The sequence below is a fragment of the Streptomyces sp. MCA2 genome (assembly GCF_023544705.1).
GTDB lineage: Bacteria > Actinomycetota > Actinomycetes > Streptomycetales > Streptomycetaceae > Streptomyces > Streptomyces decoyicus.
In genome coordinates this window covers 65,473-89,335 of sequence record NZ_JAMJFM010000040.1, presented here as the reverse complement: position 1 = coordinate 89,335, position 23,863 = coordinate 65,473, and the positions used below count along the sequence as shown (strand labels likewise).

Annotated in this window: 24 protein-coding genes; 15 read left to right on the top strand and 9 right to left on the bottom strand. The window is 70.8% G+C overall.

From position 1 onward, the window contains the following. Positions 1-118 precede the first annotated feature (118 nt). On the top strand, positions 119-991 hold the full coding sequence (locus M8I34_RS28535) for an undecaprenyl-diphosphate phosphatase (protein ID WP_250054042.1): 873 nt from the start codon (positions 119-121) through the stop codon (positions 989-991). A 106-nt stretch (positions 992-1,097) separates the two neighbouring features. Here the strand turns inward: M8I34_RS28535 and M8I34_RS28530 are convergent, their stop codons facing one another. Continuing rightward, complete coding sequence (locus M8I34_RS28530; protein ID WP_250054040.1) at positions 1,098-2,036, bottom strand: SDR family oxidoreductase; 939 nt, start codon at positions 2,034-2,036, stop codon at positions 1,098-1,100. Between the two features lie 126 nt (positions 2,037-2,162). Continuing rightward, positions 2,163-3,002: a hypothetical protein gene (locus M8I34_RS28525; RefSeq protein ID WP_250054037.1), complete on the bottom strand. Its 840-nt coding sequence runs from the start codon at positions 3,000-3,002 to the stop codon at positions 2,163-2,165. Positions 3,003-3,260: 258 nt separating this feature from the next. Here M8I34_RS28525 and M8I34_RS28520 point away from each other — a divergent pair, with 258 nt between their 5' ends. Next, positions 3,261-4,139: a hypothetical protein gene (locus M8I34_RS28520; protein ID WP_250054029.1), complete on the top strand. Its 879-nt coding sequence runs from the start codon at positions 3,261-3,263 to the stop codon at positions 4,137-4,139. Here M8I34_RS28520 and M8I34_RS28515 read toward each other — a convergent pair. Beyond that, a complete protein-coding gene (locus M8I34_RS28515; protein WP_250054027.1) occupies positions 4,136-5,017 on the bottom strand; it encodes a hypothetical protein in 882 nt (293 codons plus the stop codon). The genes M8I34_RS28520 and M8I34_RS28515 overlap by 4 nt on opposite strands. Before the next feature lie 107 nt (positions 5,018-5,124). Here M8I34_RS28515 and M8I34_RS28510 point away from each other — a divergent pair, with 107 nt between their 5' ends. Then, a complete protein-coding gene (locus tag M8I34_RS28510) occupies positions 5,125-6,015 on the top strand; it encodes a S41 family peptidase (RefSeq protein WP_250054025.1) in 891 nt (296 codons plus the stop codon). Positions 6,016-6,135: 120 nt separating this feature from the next. Here the strand turns inward: M8I34_RS28510 and M8I34_RS28505 are convergent, their stop codons facing one another. From M8I34_RS28505 to M8I34_RS28490, 4 genes are all read right to left on the bottom strand, one after another. Then, a complete protein-coding gene (locus M8I34_RS28505) occupies positions 6,136-6,366 on the bottom strand; it encodes a hypothetical protein (protein ID WP_250054023.1) in 231 nt (76 codons plus the stop codon). 2 nt (positions 6,367-6,368) lie between these two features. Next, positions 6,369-6,605 carry a DUF6400 family protein gene (locus tag M8I34_RS28500; RefSeq protein WP_244417298.1) on the bottom strand — a complete coding sequence of 79 codons (237 nt, stop codon included), beginning with the start codon at positions 6,603-6,605 and terminating at the stop codon, positions 6,369-6,371. Positions 6,606-6,834: 229 nt separating this feature from the next. After that, positions 6,835-8,166 carry a PP2C family protein-serine/threonine phosphatase gene (locus M8I34_RS28495; protein WP_250054021.1) on the bottom strand — a complete coding sequence of 444 codons (1,332 nt, stop codon included), beginning with the start codon at positions 8,164-8,166 and terminating at the stop codon, positions 6,835-6,837. A 46-nt stretch (positions 8,167-8,212) separates the two neighbouring features. Next, entirely contained in the window at positions 8,213-8,917 is a 705-nt protein-coding gene (locus tag M8I34_RS28490; RefSeq protein ID WP_250054019.1) for a TetR/AcrR family transcriptional regulator, read from the bottom strand. A 289-nt stretch (positions 8,918-9,206) separates the two neighbouring features. On the opposite strand from M8I34_RS28490, the gene M8I34_RS28485 reads away from it, so the two are divergent. Both M8I34_RS28485 and M8I34_RS28480 read left to right on the top strand, forming a co-directional pair. Further along, positions 9,207-10,733, top strand: coding sequence for an APC family permease (locus M8I34_RS28485; RefSeq protein WP_250054017.1), 1,527 nt, complete (start codon positions 9,207-9,209; stop codon positions 10,731-10,733). A gap of 116 nt (positions 10,734-10,849) precedes the next feature. Next, a complete protein-coding gene (locus M8I34_RS28480; RefSeq protein WP_250054015.1) occupies positions 10,850-12,565 on the top strand; it encodes an amidohydrolase in 1,716 nt (571 codons plus the stop codon). Between the two features lie 102 nt (positions 12,566-12,667). Here the strand turns inward: M8I34_RS28480 and M8I34_RS28475 are convergent, their stop codons facing one another. Then, positions 12,668-13,987, bottom strand: coding sequence for an ROK family transcriptional regulator (locus M8I34_RS28475; protein ID WP_250054013.1), 1,320 nt, complete (start codon positions 13,985-13,987; stop codon positions 12,668-12,670). A 152-nt stretch (positions 13,988-14,139) separates the two neighbouring features. Here M8I34_RS28475 and M8I34_RS28470 point away from each other — a divergent pair, with 152 nt between their 5' ends. From M8I34_RS28470 to M8I34_RS28455, 4 genes are read left to right on the top strand one after another with little or no spacing between them, the layout of a single operon-like run. Further along, complete coding sequence (locus M8I34_RS28470) at positions 14,140-15,453, top strand: sugar ABC transporter substrate-binding protein (protein ID WP_250054010.1); 1,314 nt, start codon at positions 14,140-14,142, stop codon at positions 15,451-15,453. Then, the gene (locus M8I34_RS28465) at positions 15,450-16,373 is read left to right on the top strand and encodes a carbohydrate ABC transporter permease (protein WP_250054008.1); all 924 of its coding nucleotides are present in this window, start codon (positions 15,450-15,452) and stop codon (positions 16,371-16,373) included. Before M8I34_RS28470 ends, M8I34_RS28465 begins: the two co-directional genes overlap by 4 nt. Further along, entirely contained in the window at positions 16,366-17,259 is an 894-nt protein-coding gene (locus M8I34_RS28460) for a carbohydrate ABC transporter permease (RefSeq protein ID WP_250054006.1), read from the top strand. The genes M8I34_RS28465 and M8I34_RS28460 overlap by 8 nt, the downstream gene beginning before the upstream one ends. After that, on the top strand, positions 17,256-18,647 hold the full coding sequence (locus M8I34_RS28455) for a GH1 family beta-glucosidase (RefSeq protein ID WP_250054003.1): 1,392 nt from the start codon (positions 17,256-17,258) through the stop codon (positions 18,645-18,647). The genes M8I34_RS28460 and M8I34_RS28455 overlap by 4 nt, the downstream gene beginning before the upstream one ends. A 69-nt stretch (positions 18,648-18,716) precedes the next feature. Here the strand turns inward: M8I34_RS28455 and M8I34_RS28450 are convergent, their stop codons facing one another. Next, positions 18,717-19,127 (bottom strand): organic hydroperoxide resistance protein, encoded by a 411-nt coding sequence (locus M8I34_RS28450; protein ID WP_030083791.1) that lies wholly within the window; start codon positions 19,125-19,127, stop codon positions 18,717-18,719. A gap of 129 nt (positions 19,128-19,256) precedes the next feature. Between M8I34_RS28450 and M8I34_RS28445 the strand changes: the two genes are divergently transcribed. The 6 genes from M8I34_RS28445 to M8I34_RS28420 all read left to right on the top strand — a co-directional run bounded on the left by M8I34_RS28445 (position 19,257) and on the right by M8I34_RS28420 (position 23,634). Next, positions 19,257-19,718: a MarR family winged helix-turn-helix transcriptional regulator gene (locus M8I34_RS28445; protein ID WP_030083789.1), complete on the top strand. Its 462-nt coding sequence runs from the start codon at positions 19,257-19,259 to the stop codon at positions 19,716-19,718. A gap of 271 nt (positions 19,719-19,989) precedes the next feature. Continuing rightward, complete coding sequence (locus M8I34_RS28440; protein ID WP_030083787.1) at positions 19,990-20,223, top strand: acyl carrier protein; 234 nt, start codon at positions 19,990-19,992, stop codon at positions 20,221-20,223. Continuing rightward, entirely contained in the window at positions 20,220-21,458 is a 1,239-nt protein-coding gene (locus M8I34_RS28435; protein ID WP_244417310.1) for a beta-ketoacyl synthase, read from the top strand. Before M8I34_RS28440 ends, M8I34_RS28435 begins: the two co-directional genes overlap by 4 nt. Positions 21,459-21,512: 54 nt before the next feature. Continuing rightward, positions 21,513-22,412, top strand: coding sequence for an alpha/beta fold hydrolase (locus tag M8I34_RS28430; protein ID WP_250054001.1), 900 nt, complete (start codon positions 21,513-21,515; stop codon positions 22,410-22,412). 59 nt (positions 22,413-22,471) lie between these two features. Beyond that, positions 22,472-22,789 (top strand): helix-turn-helix transcriptional regulator, encoded by a 318-nt coding sequence (locus tag M8I34_RS28425; protein WP_244417312.1) that lies wholly within the window; start codon positions 22,472-22,474, stop codon positions 22,787-22,789. After that, positions 22,786-23,634 carry an SRPBCC family protein gene (locus M8I34_RS28420; protein WP_250053999.1) on the top strand — a complete coding sequence of 283 codons (849 nt, stop codon included), beginning with the start codon at positions 22,786-22,788 and terminating at the stop codon, positions 23,632-23,634. Before M8I34_RS28425 ends, M8I34_RS28420 begins: the two co-directional genes overlap by 4 nt. Positions 23,635-23,863: the final 229 nt, after the last annotated feature.

Below are 23,863 nucleotides of genomic sequence, written 5' to 3'. Positions count from 1 at the left end.
TACACCTCCGGACGTTACGCTGCCCCCTGTCGGCGATGATCCGCATCCGCCGCCACCGTCCGCTTTCTCCCATCTTGCGCAGGTCAGCGCTTGATCACCCTTGGATAGCGTGTTTTCCATGTCTTGGTTTGAATCTTTCGTCCTCGGACTCGTCCAAGGGTTGACCGAGTTTCTGCCGATCTCGTCCAGTGCGCACCTTCGTCTGACCGCGGCGTTCGCCGGCTGGCAGGACCCCGGTGCGGCGTTCACCGCCATCACACAGATCGGCACCGAAGCGGCCGTCATCATCTACTTCCGCAAGGACATCGGGCGGATCATCTCGGCGTGGGCCCGCTCCCTCTTCAACCGGGAGCTGCGGCACGATCACGACGCCCAGATGGGCTGGCTGGTGATCGTCGGCTCGATCCCGATCGGTGTGCTGGGCATCACGCTCAAGGACGCCATCGAGGGCCCGTTCCGCGATCTGCGGCTGATCGCCACCACCCTCATCGTGATGGGCGTGGTCCTCGGCATCGCCGACCGGCTGGCCGCCCGCGACGAGACCGGCGGCCGGCACCGCGCCGCGAAGCAGCGCAAGAGCCTCACCGACCTCAGTGTCAAGGACGGCCTGCTGTACGGCGTCTGCCAGGCCATGGCGCTCATCCCCGGCGTCTCCCGCTCGGGCGCCACGATCAGCGGCGGCCTCCTCATGGGCTACACCCGCGAATCCGCGGCCCGCTACTCGTTCCTGCTCGCCATCCCGGCGGTCCTGGCCTCCGGCGTCTTCGAGCTCAAGGACGCCGGCCAGGGCCATGTCGCCTGGGGCCCCACCGTCTTCGCCACGGTCATCGCCTTCGTCGTCGGCTATGCCGTGATCGCATGGTTCATGAAGTTCATCTCCCACAAGAGCTTCATGCCCTTCGTCATCTACCGCATCCTGCTGGGCATAGTCCTGTTCGCCCTGGTCGCGGCAGGAACGCTGTCACCGCATGCGGGCGAGACGGCGGGCTAGAGAGCTCATCCGGGGCTCCGGCGGAAGGGTTCCCGCACCCCCTTCAGGGCCCGGAACAGGCACTCCACCCGCCAGGGCCGCGTGGCCTTCCCGTGACGAACGGCCGTCAGCGATAGCCGGTGTCGTCGGCCGGGAGGCCCCGGTCCTGGACCTCGACGACGTAGCGCCAGCAGTCCGGCCGGGTGCCGTCGGTGTCGGTGAATCCGTAGAGGGGCGCGAGTTGCCCGCTGGAGACGACCGTGCCCGTCCAGCGCGCGACGTCCGGGTCCGCGGCGAGGGCGACGACCGCCCGCGCGACATAGACCGGGGATTCGGCGATGCAGAAGTGCGGCACGTTCACCGTCGCCTCCCGCCAGTTGTCCTCGGTCACACCGAAGGCCTCGAGCATCTTCTCCGAGCGCAGCCAGCCGGGGGTCACGGCGACGGCGGAGCCGTGGTGCGGGGCGAGTTCATGGCTCTGGGCCAGGGTCATCCGCTGCACGGCGGCCTTGACCAGGTCGTAGAAGAAGCCCTCGTGGTGCCGGTAGGCGGCGTTGTACTCCGCGGTGCCGTCGGTCATCTCGATCACCAGCCCGCCGGGGCGGCGGATGAGCAGTGGCAGCGCGTGGTGGCTGGTGATCGCATGGGTGTCGATGCCCATGCGCAGCATCCGCAGGCCCCCGGTGAGATCGTGCTCCCAGAGGGTGGTGCCGAACTGGGCGTAGGCATCGCCGCCGAAGATGTCGTTGACGAGGATGTCGAGGCGGCCGTGGTCCCGGTCGATGCGCTGGACGAGAGCGCGGACCTGGTCGCTGTCGAGGTGGTCCACCCGCAGGGCCGTACCGGTGCCCCCGGCCTCGGCGATCAGTTCACCGGTCTTCTCGATCGTCTCCGGCCGGTTGATCTCCGAGCGGCCTGCGGTCCGGCTGCTGCGCCCGGTGGCGTACACCACGGTGCCCGCGCGGGCGAGTTCCACCGCGATCGCCCGCCCGGCGCCTCGCGTCGCGCCGGCGACCAGCGCGACCTTTCCGTCCAGCGCACCGGCCCGCGCTTCCTCCGTCGCCATGGCCTCGGCCTCCTCCTCTCGTCGTCCCCGCTCAGGAATCCGGGCGGGGACGTGTCGTCCGCGGCAGGGCCGGTGACGGCCTGCGGGGGCGGGGTACGTACGTATTGCCAGGGAATCGTGCCGGTGTCAGGAACTGAGGTGGTATTGGGCCCAGGGCTGATGGGCCGGTGCGGAATCCTCGTGCGAGGGCGCGAGGGTCCCCCACGGAGCAAGGGCGTTGTCCCATTCCGAGGCAAGTGCGGCCATGTCCGGGACGGAATCCGCGGACGGCATCGTGCCGGTGTGCCAGGCCGATGCCATCTGGTATCCGGAGGGCGCGGCGTTCCAGGCGGCCGTCTGCTGTGCGGGGATGGTGTATTCGGTCTCGTGCACCTCGCCGGGGCCGCGCCGGTGGCGTCCTGCATGGTTCTCGGCCGGGCCCGGATAGAACCGCCCCTGGGCGGACAGCTGTTGGGCGCGGGTGACCAGGCGGGTGAGGTCGAGCCCGAATTCGGCGGCAAGTTCACGCAAATCCACGCCGGTCTGCCAACTGCCGATGAGGACCGCGTCCATCGCCGGGGACCAGTTCTGTTCCGGGGCGCCTGTGCCGCCGGCACCTTCGCGGGGCGAGCCGGCGGGACGCGTTCCGGCAGTCGGGTTCTGGTGGGAATATTCGGCAGCGGGATCGGGCGCCGGCGAGGCCTCGTCGGGCTCCCGCACCGGCGCGGCGGGAGTGGAGGCCGCCAGCAGCTCTTCGGCCACGGCGCGGGCGTCGTCCTTGCCCACCGTGCGCCGGGCGATCCGCACTTCACGCTCGTTCAAACCGAACAGACCGGCCACCGCGCCGGTACTGCCCACCGTTACCGCAAACGCCGCCAAAACCCGTGACCGGTCGGCCTGGGCCTCGTCAAGCCTGGCCTGCGCCTCACGCACCCGCTCATCGCCCAGACAAAACGCTTCTGCCAGCACGGCGTTGCGGTCCCACAACTCTCTAGGATCCATACTCATTCAACGCCTCTTGGGCAGAGGTGTCCCGATCTGGCTCAGCAAAGCACCCCAAAGCACCCATCGAACCACCAGATGAAAATCACCCCGGTGCGCGGCCCTCGATCGCGCTTCGACGTGGTCCGGATGTCATATTCCCTGGTCACGTGGCTGCGTAAATACGCAACGCGGATTGTCAGTGTCGTGGGCTAGTGTCGTGATCGACGACATTTTTATCGTTCCATGTGCTCATGGGGGGCCATGACTCACTTTTCCCGTACCTCGTCCCGCGTCGTGGGGACGCTGCTCACCGGAGCCGTCCTGTGCGGCACGGCGGCATGCACGGCGTCCGGCGGCGCGTCCGACGACCGCGGAGCCGCGTCGGGCAACATCAACGCCGTGCCGGTCGCCGCGGTGCAGAAGGCCGTCGACAAGGGCGCCAAGCTCAACTCCGTGTCGTATCGCCTCTCCGGCAAGGTCCCGGGCCAGGGGACCGTCGAGGGCAAGGTGTCGTTCAGCCTCCGCCCGCGCGCCATCGATATGCGGATGAAGGCCTCCGGGGGCAAGGAGGAGGGCGAGTTCTCGGTGCGGCTCGTCGGGGACGCGGTGTATCTCGGCGGGGGCCGGCAGGCGGCGGCCGCGATGGACGGGAAGCACTGGCTCAAGTTCGCCATGAAGGGCAAGAAGGGCGCGGGGGCCGGCGGCCTCGGGGGGATGGAGCGGCAGGCCGACCAGGACCCGGCGGCGCAGGCGTCGTTGCTCCCCCAGTCGGACAACGTCAAGAAGGTCGGCGAGGAGACTGTCGACGGGGTGCGGACGACGCACTACGCCGGTGTGGTCGATGTGACGGATCTGCTGACCAAGCGGGCCGCCAAGAGCGCACTGGACGCGGAGCGCCGCAAGAGGGTCATCGAGCAGTACAAGCAGCTCGGCGTGACCAAGCTGAGCCTGGACATGTGGGTCGGTCCCGACGACCGCACCGTGAAGTTCCGTGAGCGTGCGCAGGCGGCCCAGGGTCCGCTGGACGTGACCATACGGTTCTTCGACGTCAACAAGCCGGTCACGGTCCAGGCGCCGCCCGCATCCGACACGGTGGATCTCCAGCAGAAGCTCAAGGAGGCTGGAAAGCGGCTGGGTTAGCGGGAGTTGGCGCCGCGCGGCGTGGGCTCGTCGAGGTGCGGCAGACCGATCGGGTTGGGGAAGGGCAGCACGTCCGCGGCCAGGATGCGCCGGACCACGGGTTCCAGCGTGTGCAGCATGCGTTCGGTCTCCGCCTCGGGCAGTGGATACAGCAGTCGGCCGGCCAGCCGGTCGGTCGCCGCCTCGATGCGCTCCCGTTCCTGCCGGCCGTGTTCGGTTGCGTCGCCCTGTGCGTCCACGAGGCCACGGGAGCGTAGCCGGTCGGCCGCCGCGGACCACTCCTCCTCGCTCCAGCCGCGGTCCTGCCGCATGGTGTCCCGGGGAACACGGCCCGATGCGGCGGCCAGGACGAGGGCCTCGCAGCCGTCGAGACCCTCGTCGGCGAGCACGGCGAGATGCGCATCGCCTCGGAACTCCCGCAGGGTGGTGACCAGTTGCCACAACCGCTCGACGGGGTCGGCGTGGTCGCACAGTACGCGGTTGGCGGCGAACAGGGGGCGGGCGGTGGCCGGTGCCGCGTCGACGATCGTCTGGAGCGGGGGCAGCATGTCGGCTGCTGCGTGCTCCAGCTCGGGGGCGATCCCGCGCAGTGCGTGGGCCGCCCGGCTGCCGCGCTCGTCGAGGATGTGCGCCGGGCTGGTGACGCTCCAGGCCGCCGGCAGCGCACGGGCCACCATCCCCGGGGCGAACACCCCGAGCACGGCCGTGGCCGCCGCGGGTTCCACTGCCCCCAAGGGCGCCGTGCGGGAGGCGAAGTACCCCATCCAGAAGCCCTTGAGGCCGAGATCCTTGCCCAGGTCACGGCACTTGTCGTCGAAGTAGCACACCGCATGCAGCGGCTCGGTCAACAGCCAAAGCGATCGCGCGCGCAGCTCCATGAACCGCACGCTACCGCCGCCGGCCGGCCGCCGCACCGCACCGAAGCGCGACGGCCGCCCGCCCCGGCGGCCTCGGCACACCCGACCCGAATCGAGGATCACTGGCAATGCCCGGCAACACAGAGATCATCCACAGCGCCCTCGACCGCATCATGGCGGGCTATGTCTTCCCCCGGCGCGCCGCGGAGGCCGACCGGGCGGTCCGCGCCCGGCTGGCAGCCGGTGAGTACGACTCACTGAGCGGTGCCGCGCTGTGCGAGGCGGTGACCGCGCATCTCCAGGAGGCCTGCCCGGACAGACACCTCAGGCTGTTGTGGGAGGACGAGCCCCGGTCCACCGGACCCGGAGACGACGATGGGGGCCGGGCAGCCTTCCTCGCGTTGATGCGGACCGAAAACCAGGGCATCCACCGCTGTGAACAGCTCGACGGCAATATCGGCTGTCTGGACATCCGATGGATAGCGGACGCCGGGGAGGGCGCCCGCGCGATCGGTGCGGCCATGGAGCTGGTGGCGCACACCCGTGCACTCCTTCTCGATCTGCGGGAGTGCCGCGGCGGCTCACCCGCGGGCGCCGCGATGTGGTGCAGCTATTTCTTCCCCGACGACGAGGTGCACCTCAACGACTTCTACGAGCGCTCCACCGACTCCACCCGGCAGTATTGGACCCTCCCGTATCTGCCCGCGCCGCGCTATCTCGGTCGTCCGGTGTACGTACTCACCAGCGCGACGACCTTCTCGGGCGGCGAGGACGTGGCGTACACCCTCCAGGCTCACGGCCGTGCCGAGGTGGTCGGCGAGACGACGAGAGGCGGTGCGCACCCGACCGCCCGGCATCCGGTGACGGAGCACATCACGGTCGCCGTGCCGACGGCCCGGACCATCAACGCCGTCACGGGCACCAACTGGGAGGGCGTCGGGGTGCAGCCGGATCGTGCCGTACCGGCCGAGAAGGCACTCGAGACCGCGCACGGGGAGGCGAGGCAGCGGCTGATGTAGGACGCGCCGACGGGCGGGGGCGGTGGCGGTAGGCGGTGCGCGGGGCGAGGGATACCCGGCGGCCGTCCCGTGCTCGTCGGCGTCCGGGGGCGCGGCCGTCGGCCTGATGGCGGTCCGGCGTCAGCCGCCGGAGCGGCCGCCCGCTCCGAAGCCCGACTGCCAGGCCCACAGGTGGGTGCAGTTGGGGCACTGGAGGTGCAGGACGCTGCCCTTGTTCGACAGGAGGTAGCGCCAGTGGTCACCGCAGGTGCGGCCGTCGCGGCAGGTGCCGCAGCCCTGGTGGTCCTGGCAGCGGGGGCACGGGACCCAGGCGCGGCGGCCGATATCGGCGGTCGGGTCGAGCGGCAGCATGCTCAGGCCTGCCCGGGGCCCGGCAGCACCTCGGCGGCGACCAGCATGTCGTAGGTGGCCTGCTGCTCCGCGTCCAGGCCCGAGTAGAGGAGCCGGTACGCGTCGTTCTCGCCCTCCATCACCGCGACGGGGTCCCAGGTGTCACCCAGCGCCGCGAGGACTTCGGCTCGTCGACGGGCTTCGTGCGCGGCGAGGTCGAGCTCGAATATCTGGTGGTCAGAGGTGTTGCGGTCGGTCATGGTGCGCGTCCTGTACCACTTGCGGATGATGCGGACGTGTCTATCAAGTGGGGCGGCACTGAGGAAGCGTCAGGCGGAGAGCAGCGGACCGGAGGGGCGGCGGAGGGGAAAGGTCGGTAGCACAGGGTGATGCCATGAAATGGGTTATGTAGCAGCAAAAGAGAATTTCCGGAGAGGATTTTGTTTGCGGCATGCCCGATATATTGCGGAATCTAGAGGGTGATGGAATTCATCCCTGCGATGCCGGATCGTCCGCCCCGGCCCTCGTCGAGGAAACGCCCGGCCCCGCGGCAGGCGGCGGGGCGGGCATGCGTCGTAGCGCGACCGCGGCGGCGTCATCGCCGAGCCGGCCGTTCGTGTGCGCCAGCAGGTCCGCGCGCAGTCGGCGCAGCACCTGCTGAGGACCGCTCTCGCTCCAGGCTCCGGCGCGCTCGGCAAGGGGGTAGAAGGTGCCCTTGCCGTCACGGGCCTCGCTCACCCCGTCCGTGTAGAGCAGCAGCAGATCTCCCGGTGCGAAGGGGAAGGTCTCGACCTCGTAGTCCGGGGCGCCGGCCAGCCCGCCGAGGCCGATGGGCAGCGCGGGCCGCTCCGCGGACAGCGGGGTGGCCCGCCCGTCGCGCAGCAGCAGTGGGGGCGGGTGGCCGCAGCTGATGAGGCGGAGGACGTGCCAGCGGTCGGGGATGTCCAGCAGCGCGACGGTCGCGAAGGTCTCATCGGTGTCGAGGACGGGGGCGGGGTCGGTGTTGGGGGCGGGGTCAGTACCGGGGGCGGAGTCGGTGTCGGGGACGGGGTCGGGAACCGGAGTGGCGGCGGGGAGGAAGCCGGCGCCCGTGCCGGGGTCGGCGCCGATCACGGCTTCCGGCCCGCTCTCGACGCCCCGCGCGTTGTCCCACTGGCTGCTGTCCCAGCGGACGGCTCCGTCGAGGTGGACGGCCAGTCTGGGCAGGGTGGCCTGGCGGTGGGCGGCGGCCCGGAAGGCACCCAGGAGGAGGGCGGCGTGACTGTAGGCGGGCAGCCCCTTGCCCCGGACGTCGCCGATGATCAGCCGGGTGCTGGTGGTGGTGCGCGCCGCCGCGAACAGATCACCGCCCATCTCCGCTTCCTCCTCGGCCGCCTGATAGAAGGAGGCGATCTCCAGGGCGCCACTGCGGGCGGGCAGCGGCCGGAGCAGGACCTGCTGCGCGACGGTGGCCACCGAGCGGCTCTGTGTGAGCCGGCGTTCGTTGCGCTCCCGTACGACGGTGAAGAGCACGACCAGCCCGGAGACGACCACCAGCGAGGCGATCTGGGCCTGGAGGTTCCCGGTGAACAGCACCTGGCGCGCGATGCCGATGGACACCTGGGCGGCCACCGCCAGCGCACCGATCGCCGCCGTCAGTCGTGGCCCGGCGAAGGCCGCGGTGATCGCGGGAGCCGCGACGAGCAGCGGCCCCAGATGGATGTCGGGCGGCGCGAGAACATCGATCACGCAGACCGCCACGATCAGCCCGATCGGGAGCAGCACCAGGACGTGGCTCAGTTCCCGTCGTCCGCGCAGAGGCATCCGCCGTGGAAGGGGCATGCCTCATGTTTGCACCCGGGGGAGCGAAATGCCCGGATGGTCCCCGTCATCCCTCCCGTTCCGCCGCCTCTCGCCGCAGGGCCCCGATGAGCAGGTCGAGCGCGGGCTCGACGGCCGAGCCCGCCATGAGCGGGAGGTGCTCCCGTACGCGGTGCAGGCTGGGGAAGTCCTCCGCGGGCAGCCCGGCGTACGCGTCCTGCCAGGCCTGCTCGTCCGCCGCGCGCTGGGCGGGCGCCAGTCGCAGGACGCCGGCGTCCAGGGCCGCATGGCCGAGGGCGGTGTCGACGAGTGCGTGGTAGTGGCGGACGGCGCCGGCCTCGTCGAACCCGGCCTGGAGCAGCAGACCGATCCCCGTGTCGACCGCGTGCTGCTCATGCGGCCGGCCCGTGACCCGGACGGTGCTGAACGCGGCGATCTGCGGGTGGCGCAGCGCGGAGCGGTAGGCCCGCAGGCCGAAGTCGCGCAGGTCGGCGGCCCAGTCGCCACTGGGCGCGAAGCCGGTCATGGACTCGCCGATGAGGCGGTCGGCCAGCGCCAGCAGCAGATCCTCGGTGTTGCGGAAGTAGCGGTAGACCGCGGACGGGTCGGCGCCGAGCGCCGCGCCGAGTTTGCGCACCGTGAAGGCCTGCGCCCCCTGGGCGTCGATGAGTTCGCATGCGGCGTCGACGATGAGGTCGGCCGACAGGACCACGCCTGAACTGGTCGGCCGGCGCCGCTTGCGCTCGACCGGGACGCGCTCGCTCTCCGCCACGCCGCAACCCTCCGCTTCACTCCGCCCCGGCCCCCGGGCCCTCGCGGAGCCAGTTAATCACCAGGTTACGTCAACACCGTTGACACAAGGGTGAAGGGGCTGTTTCATCGGCGGACATACACGGATCACCGCGGTGCCACATCCCGCACCACCCCCCTTCCGTACGACGCGACCGGACCCCGATCCAGGGCCCGGCCCGCGCCGCCCCGCCCCGCCGCCCCACCCGCACCTCCGCGTCCCCCTGGCCGGCCGAGACCGGTCCCGGCCCGCCGTCCTAGGAGTGAGTGCCATGCCTTCCGCAGTGCAGCAGGATCCCGGCCCGGCGAGAATGCGCCGCTCGCTGGGGGTGAAGGACGGGGTGGCGATCGCCGCGTCGAGCACCGCCGCGACCACCAGCATCGGCATCGGAATGGGCACCCTGGCCGCGTACACCGGCCGGCAGACGCCCGCGCTGTTGCTGCTGGCCTTTCTGCCCATCCTCGGTATCGCGCTGTCGTACGCCCGGCTCAACCGCACCGAACCGAACTGCGGCAGCGGCTACACCTGGGTGGGCCGGTCCATCGGCCCCTGGCCCGGATTCCTGACCGGGTGGGTGGTGCTGGTCGGCAACGTGATCTTCATGGCGTACACGGGCGCGGTGACCGGCTCCGTCGTGCTCCAGTTCCTCAACAAGCTGGGCCTGCACAGCATTTGGGGGCTCCCGCTGGATCCGGCGTCGACCGGTATCAGCACCGCCGTCGGTCTGGTCGCGCTGGTCATCGTCACGGTCACCGCCATTACGGGCGTGCACGCCGCGACCCGGCTTCAGATGTGGCTGCTGGTCTTCGAGTACACAGTTCTGCTGCTCTTCTGCGGCTACGCCCTGTTCACCGGCGATCAGCCGTTCTCGCTGTCCTGGCTCAACCCCTTCGAGATCTCCTCACCCCAGGCGCTGGCCCAGGGGATGGTGCTGGCGGTGTTCTTCTACTGGGGCTGGGACGCCGCGTTCAGTGTCAACGAGGAGACCCGCAGCGCCACCGACGCGGCACGCGGCGGACTGATCGCCCTGGTGGCGATGCTGGGGCTGTTCCTGATCGGTGCGCTCGCCTTCCAGCGGGTGATGAGCACCGGCGAACTCATCCACAACGGGCCGCAGGCACTCACCTTCCTCGGCAGCCAACTGGCACCGGAACCCTGGGCCTCGCTGCCCCTGGCCGCCCTGATGTGCTCGGCCTTCGCCTCGCTCCAGTCGAGCGTCATCCCCACCGCCCGCGGCGCGCTGGCGATGGCCCGCGACCGGACGCTGGGCCCGGTGTGGCAGCGGGTGCACCCGCGCTACGGCTCCCCCGCCGTGGGCACCGTGCTGATCATGGCGCTCGCCGCACTGCTCGCCGTGCTCGCGGTCGGCATACCCAAGCTCAACGACATGATCCTGACGGCCGTCAACTCCATCGGCCTGACCGTGGCCCTCTACTACGGGCTCACCGCGCTCGCCTGCGCGGTGCGCTTCCGGCACAGTGTGCGCGACGGAGCGGTGCGCGCGCTGCGGGACGTGGTCGTCCCGGCGGTGAGCGCGCTGGCGCTCTTCGGGCTCGGCGGCTATCTCGTCTGGGACTACGCCACCATGAGCGACCACTTCGAGGCGAGCCCGGACAACGGCTGGTTCATGCTGCTGCTGCCCGCGCTGTTCATCGCGCTGGGCCTGGCCACCGCCGCCTGGGCCAAGTGGGTACGCCGTGCCCCGTACTTCCGCACCGGGCAAGGGACGGACGCCGAGTCGGTCAGTCTGCCGATGGACGCGAACGCCGCTCCGCTCCCCACCCCCTCGGAGGGCTGACCGCGCGCCCGGCCCGCCGCCCGCCCCAGCCCCTGAGCCCCTGAGCCCCTGAGCCCCTGAAGACCACCCCCCTCGCCGCTCACCCAAACACCCAACACACCTGGAGCAGCACCCACATGGATCTCCGCACCACCGTGGCCCCGGAGCCGAACCCGGACACCTCCGGCCCCGGCGCCACCGGCAACGGCCCCGCCGACCTCGTCTTCCTCTCCGGCCCCGTGCACACCGTCGACCCCGCACGCACCCGGGCGAGCGCGGTGGCGGTGCGCGGGGACCGCATCATCGCCGTCGGGCACGACGCGGAGGTCCGTGACCTGATCGGGCCCGCCACGGAGGTCGTCGATCTGCACGGGAAGCTGCTCATCCCCGGTTTCCAGGACGCCCATGTCCATCCGGTCGGCGGCGGACTGGAGCTGGCGCTGTGCGATCTGAGCGCGGCCGACACCTCCGAGGCGTACCGCGAGCTGATCAGTGCCTATGCGGCAGCGCATCCGGAGGCACCGTGGATCACGGGGGGCGGCTGGTCCCTGGAGGCGTTCCCCGGCGGCATGCCGACGAGGGGGTTCCTGGACGCCCTCGTGCCCGACCGCCCGGTGTTCCTCCTCAACCGCGATCATCACGGCGGCTGGGCCAACTCCCGTGCCCTGGAGCGGGCCGGAGTCACCTCCCGTACGCCGGACCCGGCCGACGGGCGGATCGAGCGGGACGCCGAAGGCCACCCGACCGGCATGCTCCAGGAGGGCGCCATGCAGCTGGTGGCCGATCTGATCCCGGAAGCGACACTCGCCGAACAGACCGCCGGACTGCTCAGGGCGCAGCGTCTCCTCCACGGGTACGGAGTCACCGCATGGCAGGACGCGATGCTGGGCCGCGGTCCCGGCGGGGCCGACGTCACCCCCGCGTACGTGGCCGCCCGGCGCGACGGCAAGCTCACCGCGCGGGTGACGGGGGCGCTGTGGTGGGACCGGTCCCGCGGGGCGGAGCAGATCCCCGAACTCATCGCCCGCCGGGAGGAGTTGACCGGCGGACGACTCCGGGCGACCAGTGTCAAGATCATGCAGGACGGGATCGCCGAGAACCACACGGCCGCCCTGCTCAGCCCCTACCTCACCGCCTGCGGCTGCGCCTCCGACAACAGCGGCATCTCCTTCATCGACCCCGAGGACCTGCAAAAGTACGTCACCCAGCTGGACGCGGAGGGCTTCCAGGTGCACTTCCACGCCCTGGGCGACCGGGCCGTGCGCGAGGCGCTGGACGCGGTCGAGGCGGCCCGGCGGACGAACGGACTGCGTGACACCCGGCCGCACCTCGCCCATCTCCAGGTGGTCCATCCCGACGACGTCCCGCGCTTCCGCAGGCTCGGCGCGACGGCGAACATCCAGGCACTCTGGGCGGCCCACGAGCCGCAGATGGACGAGCTGACCATCCCCTTCCTGGGACCCGAACGGGCCGCCTGGCAGTACCCGTTCGGGGATCTGCTGCGCTCGGGCGCCACCCTCGCGGCGGGCAGCGACTGGCCGGTCAGCTCCCCCGACCCGATCGCCGCCCTGCATGTCGCGGTCAACCGCCGCACGCCGGACGGCCCGTCCTCGGCACCCGTCTTCCTGCCCGAGCAGCGCATCGACCTGGGCTCGGCGCTCGCCGCGTACACGGCCGGCAGCGCCTACGCCAACCACCTCGACGACACCGGCACCATCCAGCCGGGAAAGCTGGCCGACCTGGTCGTCCTCGACCGGGACCCCTTCGACGGCGCCGACGAGGAGATCGCCGCGACCCGGGTGCTCCAGACGTTCGTCGGGGGGCAGCGGGTCTACGCGGCCGAGGACGCCTGAGGACGCGGCGCAGGCGGCTCACCCGTCGGCGGAGCGGCCGGCCGCCGCACGGTCGCCGTCCGACGGGCCCGGGCCTCCCGCGCCGCGCCACTGCGGCGCTGTTCACCCGCCCCGCGGCCGCCCCGCCGGTGCGCGGCGCCCTGCCGGCACGGTCACCCGCTCCCCCGGTGTCCGGGCCGGCGCGCCGCGTCGCCCCCCGTTGGCGAAGAAGTCCGCCAGCGGCAGTGTCGCCGCGCCGACCGTGACGGCGTCCGGGCCGAGGCTGCCGAGGTCGATGGTGACGCGGCCGGCGGGGTGGGCGAGGGAGTAGGCGGTGGCGTAGGCGCGCACGGCGGGGAGGAGGTACGGGCCGAGCTGGAGGCCGGCCCAGCCGCCGATGAGGACCCGTTCGGGGCTGAAGAGGTTGACGAGGTCGGAGATCCCGGCGCCGAGGTACTCCGCGGTCTCGTCCAGGACAGAGCGTGCGACCGGGTCGGCGGCCGTACCGTCGTCCGGTGGGCAGGCGGCGGCGAGCAGGGCCGTGACCCCCGCCTCCTCGCCGGCGTCCGCCGGCAGCCGGCCGCCCGCCTCCTGCCAGCGCTGTAGCAGCGCCTCGGCCCCGGTGTACGCCTCCAGGCAGCCGCGGGCACCGCAGCGGCAGCGCCGGCCGCGGACGCTGACCGTCAGATGCCCCCACTCACCGGCACTGTCACACGCGCCGCCGTCGATGACGCCGTCGGTGACGATGCAGGCGCCGACACCGGATCCGAGGAGCACGATGGCCGCGTCCTGGGCGCCGCGGCCGCCGCCGAACCACATCTCGGCCTGGCCCAGCGCCTTGGCGCCGTTGCTGAGGAAGAAGCCCACACCGTCGGGGAGTTCGACGGCCTCGCACAGCAGCGCCTCCAGCGGTACGGCGTCCCAGCCGATGGTCTGACCGTGGACGACCGCGCCGCCGGGCCCGCCCCGGTCGAGGATGCCGGGCACGCCGACGCCGACGCCGAGCAGGCTCCCGGGGGCCACCGCGCTCTCCCGTAGCACGGTGGCGATGCCGTCGGCGATATGGCGGACGATGAGGTTCACGTCGTAGCCGTGGTGCGTCAACGGGAGTTCCGAACGGGCGAGTTCGGTCATGGCGAGGTCGAAGAGTTCGACCCTGACCCGGGTCTCGCCGACGTCCACACCGATCAGAGCGCCGCTCGCCGGGGCCACCCGGAGCAGGGTGCGCGGCCGGCCGCCGTCGGATTCGACCACACCGGCCTCCTCCAGCAGTCCGTCGTCGGCGAGTTCGGTGACCACGTTGCTGACGGAGCCTGAACTGAGGCCCGTTGCGGGACCGAGCTCCTGGCGGCTCATGGGCCCGTCGGAATACAGCCGTTGCAGGACCGCCCTGCGATTGGCCCTCCGCAGGTCACGCACGGTGCGTTGGGATCGCTCGACCATCTTGTTCCCTTCCGGCCCGCGACCTGGCGGTGTCCGCTCTCTTGACGCACCCTCCTCTCGGGCCTTAACTCACGTCCTAAGTTAAGCCATGAGGCCGTTCAGGAAGTGAACACGGTCTCCCTCCGGACTCCTCAGAGAGAGGCGTATCCGTCATGCGCATACTCCGAGCCGCGATCGTCACCGCCACCGCCACCGCGCTCGCCGCCGTGGCATCCGGATGCGGCGGCGGGACGAGCCCCGGAGGGACCGGCGACGACTCCCCCACGACGCTGACGTACTGGGCTTCCAACCAGGGGCCGAACGTCGAGGCGGACAAGAAGATCCTCGGTCCCGAGCTGAAGAAGTTCGAGCGGCAGACCGGGATCAAGGTGAAGCTGGAGGTGATCCCCTGGCCCGATCTGCTCAACCGGATCCTCACCGCCACCACGTCGGGTCAGGGGCCCGATGTCCTCAACATCGGCAACACCTGGTCCGCTTCGCTTCAGGCCACCGGCGCTCTGCTCCCCTGGGACGAGGAGAACCTGGACGCGATCGGCGGACGCGACCGCTTCCTTGCCCCCGCGCTGGACGCCACGGGCGTGGCCGGCAAGGCACCGGCCGCGATCCCGCTGTACTCGCTGGCCTACGCGCTCTACTACAACAAGCAGATGTTCAAGGACGCCGGGATCAGCAAACCCCCTGCCACCTGGGCCGAGTTGGTCGCGGACGGCAAGCGGATCGCCAAGGACGGCAAGTGGGGTCTGGGCGCCGAGGGCGGTCAGCTGACCAACAACATCCATCAGGCCTTCGCCCTCGGCAAGCAGCACGGCGCCGACTTCTTCGACCGCTCCGGCAGGCCCACCTTCACCTCGGACGGCGCGGTCGCGGCGGTCAAGCAGTACATCGACTTCATGGCCAAGGACAAGATCATCGCCCCGGGCAACGCGGAGTACGGGCAGAACCAGTCGCTGCGGGACTTCGCCACGGGCCGGACCGCGATGGTGCTGTGGCAGGCCGCGGCCACCACCTTCGCGGCAGACGGGATGAAGCCGGACGAGTGGGGCGTCGCTCCCGTGCCCGTCCCGTCCGGTACCCCGGGCACCGGCCGGCAGACCAACTCCATGCTCGCCGGCATCAATATCGCCGTCTTCAAGAACACCCACAATCTCAACGGCGCGCGGAAGTTCGTGAAGTTCATGACGAGCGACGGCGAACAGCGGCTGCTCAACAAGACCTACGGCTCCATACCGCCCGTCACGGCCGCCCAGCAGGACCCGGCGTTCAACCGCCAGGACACCAAGGTGCTGCGCGAAACGCTCGCCAGGAGTGCCACGCCGCTCCCCCAGATCGCCGAGGAGTCCCAGTTCGAGACGTCCGTCGGCACCGCCATCAAGGACCTGTTCGCCGACGCGGCGGCCGGCCACCCGGTGACGACCGCCTCCGTCAAGGCGCGGCTGGGCAAGGCCGAGCAGCAGATGACGAAATGAGGGCCGTTGCCAGGCTGCGCCGCACCGGCCTGCCCTACCTGCTGCTGCTCCCCGCGCTGCTGCTGGAACTGCTGGTCCACCTCGTCCCGATGGTCATCGGCATCGTGATGAGCTTCAAGGACCTGACCCAGCTCTTCCTCGGCAACTGGGGCGCCGCCCCGTGGAAGGGGCTGGGCAACTACCGCGTCACCGTGGATTTCGACGCCCCGGTGGGTGCCACGCTGCTGCACTCCTTCTTCGTCACCTGTGCGTTCAGCGTGCTGACGGTCGGCCTGTGCTGGCTCCTGGGGACCGCGGCCGCGCTCTTCCTCCAGGAGAACTTCCGGGGCCGCGGTCTGCTGCGGGCCGTCTTCCTCACGCCGTACGCGCTGCCCGTCTACGCCGCGGTGATCACCTGGGCCTTTATGTTCCAAAGGGACAACGGCCTGGTCAACCATGTCCTGCACGACCAACTGCACCTCACCGACGGCCGGCCCTTCTGGCTGCTCGGCGACAACAGCTTCCTCGCGCTGCTCGTGGTCGCCGTCTGGAAGACCTGGCCGTTCGCCTTCCTCGTGGTGATGGCCGCGCTCCAGAACATCCCCAAGGACCTCTACGAGGCGGCGGCGCTCGACGGAGCGGGCATGGTCCGGCAGATCCGCCGGATCACCCTGCCCTCCTTACGGCCCATCAACCAGGTGCTGGTGCTGGTGCTGTTCCTGTGGTCGTTCAACGACTTCAACACGCCGTATGTGCTGTTCGGGAAGGCCGCTCCGGAGGCCGCCGACCTCCTCTCCATCCACATCTACCAGTCCTCGTTCGTCACCTGGAACTTTGGTACCGGCTCGGCCATGTCCGTCCTGCTGCTGCTCTTCCTGCTGGTGGTGACGGCCGGCTATCTCCTGGCCACCTCGCGCGGAAGGAGGCATGCCGATGCCTAGCGACACCGCCCGCGCGCCCCGTACAGCCGGCCGCCGGCGCTCCCCCACCGCTCCGCCCCGCTCGTTCCTCTGGACCCGCCGGATCGTCCTCACCGCACTGGCCGGCTTCGTGCTGCTCCCCGTGTACGTCATGCTCAGCAGCTCGCTCAAACCGCTGGAGGATGTCTCGGGTGCCTTCCGCTGGCTGCCGAGCGAGCTGACGGTCCGCCCCTACCTCGACATCTGGCACACCGTTCCGCTCTCCCGGTACTTCACCAACTCACTGATCGTGGCGGGCTCGGCCACCGTCTGCTCGGTGACCGTCGCGGTCTTCGCCGCCTACGCGGTCAGCCGCTATCAGTTCCGCGGCAAGCGGGTCTTCACCGTCACGGTCCTGTCCACGCAGATGTTCCCGGGCATCCTCTTCCTGCTCCCGCTCTTCCTGATCTACGTCAACATCGGGAACTCCACCGGTATCGCCCTCTACGGCTCCCGCGGCGGCCTGATCCTGACCTATCTGACGTTCTCCCTCCCGTTCTCCATCTGGATGCTCACCGGGTACTTCGCGTCGGTGCCGCGCGAGCTGGACGAGGCCGCGTACGTGGACGGCTGCGGCCCGCTCGGTGCGCTCTTCCGGGTCGTGGTGCCGGCCGCGCTCCCCGGGATCATCGCGGTCGCCGTGTACGCCTTCATGACCGCCTGGGGCGAGGTGCTGTTCGCCTCGGTGATGACCAACGACACCACCCGCACCCTCTCGGTCGGGCTCCAGGGCTACGCCACCCAGAACGACGTCTACTGGAATCAGGTCATGGCCGCGTCCTTGGTCGTCAGCGTCCCGGTGGTCGCCGGGTTTCTGCTGCTCCAGCGCTATCTGGTCGCCGGGCTCACCGCCGGGGCCGTCAAATGACGCACGCCGAAAGGAACTCCGTGACCGACCGGATCGACTTCGCCGCCCTGCCGGACGACTTCGCCTGGGGCGTGGCCACCTCGGCGTACCAGATCGAGGGAGCGGTGGCCGAGGACGGCCGCGCCCCCTCCATCTGGGACACCTACGCGCACACGCCAGGAAGGACCGACAACGGCGACACCGGAGACCGGGCCTGCGAGCACTACCACCGCTGGCGCGAGGACATCGCGCTGATGCGCCAACTGGGCGTCGGCGCCTACCGGTTCTCGGTGGCCTGGCCGCGGGTCGTGCCGGACGGCGACGGCCGGGTCAACGCCGCGGGCCTGGCCTTCTACGACCGGCTCGTCGACGGCCTCCTGGAAGCGGGCATCACCCCGTACGCCACGCTCTACCACTGGGACCTGCCGCAGGCGCTCCAGGACCGCGGCGGCTGGCCCGTACGGGAGACCGCCGAGCATTTCGCGGCGTACGCCTCGGTGGTCGCCGCGAAGCTCGGCGACCGGGTCCCGCACTGGGCCACACTCAACGAGCCGCTGTGTGCGGCCTGGATCGGCCATCTCGAAGGCCGGATGGCGCCCGGTCTCACGGATCTTCCGGCTGCCGTGCGTGCCTCGTACCACCTGCTGCTCGGTCACGGCCTGGCCGTACAGGCGATCCGGGCCGCGGCCGCGGACGCCGGGATCGGCATCGTCAACAATCTGAGCACCGTCGAGCCCGCCACCGGGTCCGAGGCCGACGCCGCGGCGGCACGGCGGATGGACGGGCACACCAACCGCTGGTGGCTCGACCCGGTGCACGGCCGCGGCTTCCCCGCGGACATGCGCGAGGTGTACGGCGTCGAGCTGCCGGAGCGCGCCGGTGATCTCAAGACCATGGCGGAGCCGCTGGACTGGCTGGGGCTGAACTACTACTTCCCGGCCGTGGTCGCGGCCGAGCCGGCCGGTCCGCCGCCCTTCGCCCGTCCGGTGCGCCGGCTGCACGTGCCCCGTACGGGCATGGACTGGGAGATCGACGCGGGCGGCATCGAGACGCTGCTGCTGCGGCTGACCCGGGAGTACGCGGCACAGAGGATCTATGTCACCGAGAACGGCTCCGCCTACCCGGACGTGGTCGGCCCCGGGGGCACCGTCGAGGACCCCGAGCGCACCGCGTATCTGCACCGGCATGTGGCGGCATGCGCCCGCGCGGTCCGGCGGGGCGCACCGCTCGCCGGGTATTTCGCCTGGTCGCTGATGGACAACTTCGAGTGGGCCTACGGCTACGACAAGCGCTTCGGCCTGTTCCATGTCGACTTCGCGACCCAGGCCCGCACCCTCAAGGACAGCGGCCGGCACTACGCGGAGCTGATCCGCGGCCACCGGCGCCGCGGGACCCCGCACGCGCACTGATCCGTACATGCGGGGCGGACCGGGCACCGCGAGTTCGCCGGGGCCCGGTCCGCCCGGCACGCCGCGTGCCTACTCGATGACGAGCTCGACGTCGATGTTGCCGCGGGTGGCCTTGGAGTACGGGCAGTACGCGTGCGTCGCCTCGACCAGCTGCCGCCCGGTCTCGCCCGCCAGGGCGTCCGGCAGCTCCACCCGCATGACGACGCCCAGGCCGAAGCCGGTGTCGTCCTTGCCGATGGACACCTCGGCGGTGACCGACACGTCCTTGGTGTCGAGCTTCATCTGGCGGCCGACATTGCTCATCGCGCTGGCGAAGCAGGCCGCGTAGCCGGCGGCGAAGAGCTGCTCCGGGTTGGTGCCGGCGCCGTTGCCCCCCAGTGCCGGGGGCATGGCCAGGGCCAGGTCGATCTGGCCGTCGGAGCTGACCGCCCGGCCCTCGCGGCCGTTGGCGGTGGCGACAGCGGTGTACAGCGCGTCCATCTCAGTTCCCCTTCGGTAGCGCGGCGGCCGTTCCCCGGCCGCCCGATGACCTCACAGTGGCACACATTTAAATTGCACGCAACTAAGTTGCACACAACTAAATGGCTTACGGGGAGCTAACCTGGACCCATGACCCCGACGACCAGGCCCCCGGTCCCCGACGCCGAACTGCTCCGCCTCGACCACCAGGTCTGCTTCTCGCTGCACGCCGCCTCGCGGGCCTTCGGCGGCGTCTACCGGGATGCCCTCAAGGACCTGGGCCTGACCTACCCCCAGTACCTGGTCATGCTGGTCCTGTGGGAGCACGGCTCCCAGCCGGTCAAGGCCATCGGCGAACAGCTCCGCCTGGACTCCGGCACCCTCTCCCCGCTCCTCAAACGCCTGGAGTCGGCCGGCCTGGTACGCCGCGAACGGAGCAGCGAGGACGAGCGGTCGGTCACCATCCACCTCACCCCCGCCGGCGACGACCTGCGCGAGGCGGCCCTGCCGGTCCCCCGCAGGATGCTGGCCGCGACCGGCCTCACGATCGAGGAACTGCGCACGCTCCAGGGCCTGTTGGGGCGCGTGACAAGCGCCCTCGACGAAGCCTGACACCGGAGGATTCCGCAGTCCGCCGGCCTCCGGCCCGTGCCTCTCGCCCCTCCGCGGCGTTACGTACGTAGGTGCTTTCCACGGCGTCCGCAAGGCGAGGCACCCACGCCCTGTCCACCCCGGTGCGCTCATCACCCCATTGAGCTACCAAGGTTGGGGAGTCATCAGGACAAAGGCGTATAAAGAGGGGTCAAACCAGCCGGAGCCGCCGGTGAAATCCCGCCCACGACGCGGTTGGCAGCATCGCCTACGACAAGCGGAGGAGCGCCACGTGAAAGCGGCAGAAGTTGTCAACACCTTGCTGGTCCAACGATTCGGGGTCTCCTCGGTCGACATCGCCGACGAGACTCCGCTGCGCAGCCTGCGCCTCGACTCCCTGGCGCTGGAGGAACTCCGCGTCCTCATCGAGGAACGACTGGACATCGACCTCGACGAGGTCTCGCTGACCCCGCGGAACACCGTGGGCCAGCTGGTATCGGCCGTCGACGGCAAAGTCCCGGCATGACGGCCCGCCAGGAGCCGTTCTCCGCGGCCGTAACAGGACTGGGACTGGTGACCGCGGCGGGCGTGGGAGCGAAGGCCACCTGGCACTCCGTCACCCAGGAAACGGTGCCCGGCGGAGTGACCCATCAGGAAGAACTCGCCGATCTGCCCTGCGACTTCATGTACACCATCGCCGACCTGGACACCACCGAGCTGCTCGGGGTGGCCACCCAGCGGCTGATGGACCGCTTCGCCCAGCTCGCGGTGATCGCCGCCCGGGAGGCCGTCTCCGATGCCGGACTCGACCCGGAGTCCTGGGACAGCAGCCGCGTCGCGGTGGTCATCGGCTCCGCTCACGGCGGACTGCCGTTCTACGACCAGCAGCATGTCGCCATGGCCGGGCGCGGCGCCCGCCGGGTCTCCCCCAAGCTCGCCCCGCTGACCGTCGTCAACAGCGCCGCCAGCAGCGTCTGCATGGACGTCGGCGCACAGGGCCCCAGCCTGGGCGTGGCCACGGCCTGCTCCTCCGGCACCGTCGCCCTGGGCACCGCGCACCAGCTGCTGCGTGCCGGGGTCTGCGACATCGCCATCGCCGGCGGGGCCGAGTCGGTCCTCTCCCGGCTGCTGATCGCCAGCGCCTGCCAGATGAAGGCGGTCTCCACCCGCCGGGACGATCCGGCCACCGCCTGCCGCCCCTTCGACGCGGGCCGGGACGGCTTCGTGGTCGGCGAGGGCGCCGGGCTCCTCGTACTGGAGCGGCCCGAGCACGCCAGGGCCCGCCGGGCGCCCGTCCGCGCGCACATCCGCGGATACGGCGCCTCCAGCGATGCCTACTCGGCCGTGGCCCCGGAGCCCGAGGGCAGGGGCATCGAGCGGGCACTGCGCAGCGCGCTGGCCGACGCGGGAGTACAGGCCGGCGATATCGGCCATGTCAACGCGCACGGCACCTCGACGGTCGCCAATGACCACATCGAGGCGGCCGTGCTCCAGCGGGTCCTCGGCGATCACCCCCTGGTCACCTCGACCAAGGGGATGACCGGGCACGCACTGGGCGCCGCCGGCGGGATCGAGGCCGCGCTGACCGTGCTCGCCCTGGAGCAGCAGCTGGTGCCACCGACCGCCAACCTCGAGGTACTGGATCCGCGGATCCCGATCGACATCGTGCACAAGGAAGCCCGGCAGGCGGCGTTCGACTGCGCGGTCAAGACGTCGCTCGGCTTCGGCGGGCACAACGCCGCACTGGTCCTGACCCGCTAGCCCCCGCGCCGCGTCGTCGCGCCCGCTCCCGCCGTGCCCCGAGAAGGAATCTGAATGTCCGAGGAAACGATCCGCTCCTTGTCGGTGCACGGGGTGTCCTATTCCTACCGGCGGCTGCGACAGCCGCGGCGGATCACCGAGCCCGTGCTGGTGCTGGGCGGCGCGCTGCAAGGAATGTTCGGCTGGCCGCAGATGGAAGATCATCTGGGTCCGCTGGCGGACGTGGTCACCGCCGATCTGCCGGGCATGGGGAGCGCCGACCCGCTTCCGCCGGGGCCGAGCATCGATGTCGTGTGCGCGGCGATCGAGGGCATCATCGACGATCTGGACGTCCCGCGGATCAATCTCTTCGGCTTCTCCTACGGGGCGGGCCTGGCCTACGGATGCGCCCGGCGGTTCCCCAAGCGCATCGCGCGGCTCGCCCTGGGCGGCGTTCCGGCGCACATCAGCGAAGCGCAGATGGAGCTGTGGCGACGGGCCTCCGACCATCTCTCGCACGGCGACACCGAGGCCTTCGCGACCCTGGTCACCGAGGGTCTGATGTGCCTCGACGACCGTCGGCACGTCGCCCACCGGAAGCTGGCGTACCGCTATGTCAGGCGCTCCATGCTGCATGCGGCCCGGAGCTCCCGGCACGCCGTCGACTCGCTGCGCCGCGGGATCTCGGACCGTCCGGACTTCTCCGGCGGACTGACCGGTGTCCCCACGCTCGTCTTCAGCGGCGAGCACGACACGGTGACCTCCCCGGCCCGGCAGCGGGACTTCGCGGCCACCATCCCGGGCAGCCGCTTTCTGATGATTCCCGACGCCGATCACTGGGTGGTGCTCGAACGGCCGCAAGAGGTCGCGGACTTGGCGGCCCGGTTCTTCACCGATGGGCCGCTGAGCTCGGCGCCCTGTCTCGCGCCGGTGGTGCGCGAGGAGACGTCGGCGGCCGATCCGGCGTGTGTGTGATCCGCCGGGGGCAATTGCATTCCCTTGCAGTTATATAACCTCAGCGGCATACTAGGGATATGCCCCTACCGTTCGAGGTACTCGCGGAGCCGAGCCGGCGAAAGATTCTCGACCTGCTCCTGGAGCGCCCACGGCTGGTCGGCGAGCTCACGGAGCAGCTCGGACTGAGCCAGCCCGGCACCTCCAAGCATCTGCGGGTGCTGCGCGAGGCCGGGCTGGTCCAGGTCCGGCAGGATGGCCGGCGCCGCTGGTACGCGCTCCGGTCCGAGCCCCTGGCGGAGCTGGACGCCTGGCTCGCGCACTACCGGCATCTGTGGACCGGGAGCCTTGACGCCCTGGAACGGCATCTCGACGCCATGGAGGACGACCCCCGATGAACCCGCACTCCGACCGCCTCACCACCGGCGACGGCCGCAACGCACTCCGTATGGAGCGCAGGCTCGCCCATCCGCCCGCGAAGGTCTGGGCGGCGATCACCGACCCGGCGCAGATCGGGCGGTGGTTCCCCTCCGAGGTCACCGTGGAACTCCGGCCCGGCGGCGCGATGACCTTCTCCATGCCCGGTGTGACCGGTGTCGCCATGACCGGTGCGGTCACCGATGCCGAGGAGCCCCGGCTGTTCGCCTTCACCTGGGGCGAGGACCATCTGCGCTGGGAGATCACACCGGACGGCGACGGCTCGCTGCTGACCTTGGTGCACACCTTCGGCGACCGGTTCGGCGGCGCGAGCTTCGCCTCCGGCTGGCATCTGTGCCTCACCGCACTGTCCCAGCTGCTCGACGGCGAGCCGACGGCCGTGCCGCGCGACACCGGAGAGCTGCACGAGGCGTATGTCGAGCAGTTCGATCTCGGAGAGGGGGTGATCGAGGACACCCCGGAGGGACCGCGGGTCCGCTTCGAGCGCCAGCTCGTACGGCCCGCCGAGACCGTCTGGGCGGCGCTGACCTCGGAAAACGACCCTGCGGTAGGTGCGCCCGCGCCGGAAGGCTTCACCGCGGGGAAGGCCCCGGCCGGGCCCGTCACCGAGGCGGCGGCCCCCACGGTGCTCGCCTACCGCTGGCACCCGGAAGGCACGGTCCGCTGGGAGCTGGGCCGGGGCACCGGCCATGGCGCCCGGCTCGTCCTCACCCAGACCGGCCCGCGGGGCTTTGACGCCGACGCCGCACGGAATGCGTGGCACGAACGCATCGAGCACCTTGCGGCACGACTGCTGGAGAACTGAAAAGCCGCGGCCCCCGCTGCCGCATCCGCGCGCCCCCTATGGACTCCATAGGGGGCGCAGCGTTTCAAGGGCCTGACTTCGAAGTCCCGCCTGCGGAATTGCGCTTCCCCCGGTGTGAGCCAGGCAACTTTGCGGTGCCGCGGAGGGGCTTCGGACGGCGGTGCCGGGTGATGCCCGGCACGAGACGTACGTCACGTACGAGCATGCCTAGTCGATGCCCTTCCCCGCG